General features: G+C 41.1%; 3 protein-coding genes. All 3 read right to left on the bottom strand.

Annotated elements, in window-relative coordinates; translation table 11 throughout:
* The coding region (locus tag DSM106972_RS13525; RefSeq protein ID WP_201800731.1) for a GMC family oxidoreductase at positions 1-1,265 on the bottom strand (1,265 nt) is incomplete at its 3' end.
* Between the two features lie 585 nt (positions 1,266-1,850).
* Positions 1,851-2,768 (bottom strand): AraC family transcriptional regulator, encoded by a 918-nt coding sequence (locus DSM106972_RS13530; protein ID WP_127081214.1) that lies wholly within the window; start codon positions 2,766-2,768, stop codon positions 1,851-1,853.
* Between the two features lie 210 nt (positions 2,769-2,978).
* Complete coding sequence (locus DSM106972_RS13535) at positions 2,979-3,893, bottom strand: AraC family transcriptional regulator (RefSeq protein ID WP_233787260.1); 915 nt, start codon at positions 3,891-3,893, stop codon at positions 2,979-2,981.
* Positions 3,894-4,274 lie beyond the last annotated feature (381 nt).

The raw sequence follows: 4,274 nt of genomic DNA on the forward strand, positions 1-4,274 counted from the left end.
GGAGCAATTTCCTCGCCCCGAAACTCATTAAACGCATCGGAGTACACAATTTGACGCAAAATTTTAAGTCCTTCAACCATCAGTTGCATGTCAGATTCTTTCTGAAGATAGTTGACCCGAATCAACGGTGGGTCGAAGGGGGAGGAGGAACGTAGTCTCACACTACCACGACTTTCGGGACGGGTGATGTAAAAGGGAAGGGTGAATGCCGGACCAGAGCGTGCATAGGCAGGATCGACATATAAAATCGGAACAATTGTAAATTGCAAATTAGGCGCCGCATCTAAATTATTGTTGGTATGCAGAAATAACCCAGCCTCTCCCCCATTACTACTTGGCGCAACGGGCACGTCAGTAGTAGACTGGTAGGCAATAACGGCAAGCGGGTGATCTTGAAGATTCTGCCCGACACCCGGCAAATCAACAACCACAGTAATGCCGGAAGCGCGCAGATGTTCAGCTGGTCCAATTCCAGAAAGCATTAGCAGTTTAGGAGAATCGAAGGCGCCAGCACTCAAAATCACTTCGGAGTTGACCCTAAAAAGATACTCCGTTCCGTTTTGAACATACACTACCCCTACCGCGCGCTTTCCCTCAAAGAGTAAACGAGTCACCAATGCTCCTGTTTGAATGGTCAAGTTGGAGCGATCTTTAATTGGACGCAGAAATGCCACTGCTGTACTTTGGCGCTTGCCATCTAGAACGGTCACTTGGTAAAGTCCTGCACCTTCCTGCTGTACGCCATTAAAGTCGGGATTTTGCTCATAACCCTGTGAGATCGCGGCTTCCACAAAGCGTTGCGATACAGGGCTAGGAGAGAGTGGATCTGTGATACTGAGCGGTCCATCAACTCCGTGAAATAACGATGCTCCCCGCTGCTGGTTTTCCGACTTCTTGAAGTAAGGCAAGACATCCTGATAACTCCAACCAATATTACCTAACGCTTGCCAGCTATTGTAGTCACGTTCCGATCCTCGTATATAAATCATGCCATTAATCGAACTGCTGCCGCCCAAGACTTTACCGCGTGAAGATAAAATTTTGCGGTTATTTAAGTAAGGTTCCCCTTCAGTTAAGTATGCCCAGTCCACTTCCGAGCCTAAGAGTGTAGTAGGCCACAAGTTCGGAACTTGAAGTTCTGGCTTGGTATCAGGACCACCCGCTTCGAGCAGCAATACTTTAGTATTAGGGTCTTCTGTAAGACGGTTGGCAACGACACTACCCGCCGAGCCAGCACCAATCACAATATAGTCATATTGAGCCATTTCATGTTTCATAGATGCCACCTTATAGTGATGTTGTACGGGAAACTTGTTCAACACCTGAGTTTGGACGTTTTATCGCTCCTTGAGTGTAATTATTTCCAACGCTCAATTTCTTTCAGATTCTTGCTAAAATTTATCAGATTCTTATGGTGTTAGGCAGTCAGGGGCATTACATCGGATGTTAGAATGTGGTAGTACTCAGGGCTTCGGCTTACCAAGGACAATCCAAAAGCCCGCGATTAAATTCAACATCGTTTGTTGGGAGGTGACTTTTAATGTTTCCATCTCATTGACTCTAATGCTAATTAGTGGACGTGGCACAGTTCAAGCTGAAGAATTATCAAGTAAGTTACAAGGCACATTGTAAAGAAAAGTACGTATACCCCAAGGTACAAACGTTTAGGTTTTAGTCGAGAGCGAATTAGACAAATTGAAAAAAAATCTTTTGCGATTTTATGGCGCCAAGAGAACTTATACGAAATATAAATTGTCCAATTTATTTGAGATTCTTACAACTATTTATCAGATTATTATGATAAAGCTCGAACCGTTTGAAGGTGTCACTCAGATTTTTACAATGCTTCGTCAAATTTTTATAGTGTTACGAACCTGCTTTGGTGTTATTCCAGTGAGACGCTTGAACTGTTGCGTTAAATGACTTTGACTAGAAAAGCCTACTTGTAAGGCAATGTCTGCAATTGCTATATCCGTTTTCGATAGCATCAACTTTGCTCGCTCTACTCGCTGTTGAATCACGTACTGGTGCGGAGAAGTTCCTGTCGCGCGTTTAAACAAGCTAGCAAAGTAAGTAGGGCTAATATTGATGACTTGTGCAATTTGCTCCAGTGATAAATCTTGGTCAAGATGAGCGTGAATATATTCAATTGCTTGCTGTAACTGGAGATTAGTTAAGCTTTTGTTTTTAGATGTAATGGTTTTTGTGAAGGTAGAATAATGTCGTATCAAATGAATAACTAACATCTGGGTTAACGATTCGATATATAACTGCCCCATAATACCACCTAATTGCAACTCAGCATGTAGAAGCATGGCGATTTGATGAAGTTGTAAATCTTGCCGATCAAAACAAGTTACAAGGTTAAACCGTTGTGGATCAATTTCGTCAGCTTCAGCAGCTTGTTCGATCAACTTTGGTTTTAAGCAAATGTGTAGCGGAGAGCAGATAGCACCCTCGGAATGCCGACACCAGTAGCTCGGTTGTCCAGCAGGAACCAAGAAACAGTTCCCATTGTGACGGATTGATTCATGCAGACGATCGTCACGTTTTTGAAGCAATAAAGCAGGGTTTCCCAGGTGTAAGTTGAGCCAATGATCCGATACGGCAGGAACTTCTATTTCAAACGATGTAGAAGAACTTTGGCACTGCTCAACCAAAATCCCATTCCAGTTCATTTGTCGGCTGGAGAGCATTGGAGATTGATTTAATCCCAAGGATTCATTCAGCCGTTGGTTAAGTTCGAGCGCTTTAACAATGTTTTTCATTACAGCTTTTGCTATGAATGCATTTGACTTATCTGTTTGATGTACTACCACTCTCAAATTTTATTGCAAAAGTTTTATATCAGCTATCAATAATAGTAATGTAGCTGATAAGGCAAAGCATATTATGTTTATAATCTATAATAGACAAAGCTTTCAGCAATTATTTAATTTTGTTAAAAAGAAGCAATCGTTAGACATTTTATTAGATTCTTATGGTAAGGCGCGAACCTGCTTTGGTGTCACTCCAGTAAGTCGCTTAAATTGTTGCGTCAAATGACTTTGGCTAGAGAAACCCACTTGTAAAGCAATGTCAGCAATCGCCAAATCCGTTTTTGACAGTAGCAATTTTGCCTGTTGAACTCGTTGTTGAATGACATACTGATGAGGAGAAGTACCTATAGCACGTTTGAATAAGCTAGCAAAATAAGTAGGGCTAATATTGACGACTTCTGCAATTTCTCCCAGTGATAAATCTCGGTCAAGGTAAGTGTGAATATAGTCAATTGCCTGCTGCAACTGGGTACGATTTAAGCTTTGTTTCTCAGATGTAATAGTTTGGGTTACACTAGAATAATGTCGCAACAGATGAATGACTAAAATTTGAGTTAATGATTCGACATATAATCGCCCCATGATACAATCTGAGCGCAATTCAGCTAAAAACAGCATTGCAATATTATGAAGTTGTAAATCTTGCTTACAGAAACAGTTCACGAGGTTGAATTGAAGAGGATCAATTTCGGATGCTTGAGCAATTTGTTCGATCAACTTCGGTTCTAAGCAAATGTGCAGCGCAGAGCAGATGCTAGCTTCGTGCCGATACCAGTAACTTGGTTGTCCAGCAGGAATAACGATAGCGTCACCTTTTTGAACAATTGAATCATGCTTTACGTTATCGCGTTTTTGGATCAAAGAGCTGGGGCGCCCCATAGGTAAATTGAGCCAATGATCCGATACAGCGGGAAGTTCCATTTCAAAGGATGAAGCTAAAGGACTTTCGCAATGCTCAACCAAAATACCATTCCAGCCCACTTGCCGACTGGATAGCATTAGAGTTTTATTCAACCGTTCGCTCAGTTCGTTTGATCTAAGGAGGCTACTTGTCACAGATTTTGTTTTCAGCATTTGACTTACCGATTGAATAATAGTCCCAATTTTATTAAAATTTTAAATTGGGTGTTCAAGGTGTGCGTAAACATTTAATATCTCTATGGATGGCGCCCCAAATATAAAAGAATATTGCTAGTCAAACTACGTTCGGCTATTTTAGCCATAGATATCAAGATTTCAATTTGCATCTACCTAAAGACATAAACTAATTGTTGAATACTTAATTTTTGCTCCATTTGTATTACCTATAATATGTGTATTAATGTCAAATTGCCTTGATTCAAAAACGTTCACAGCCCTGAATGCTGCTCCTTCAATTACTAAAGATAAGCTTCTTAATTCATATAGGCGCCAGTGCTAATTATTTATGCACTTTTTATCCATCAGTTTGCGGCT

Source organism: Dulcicalothrix desertica PCC 7102 (assembly GCF_003991905.1).
GTDB lineage: Bacteria > Cyanobacteriota > Cyanobacteriia > Cyanobacteriales > Nostocaceae > Dulcicalothrix > Dulcicalothrix desertica.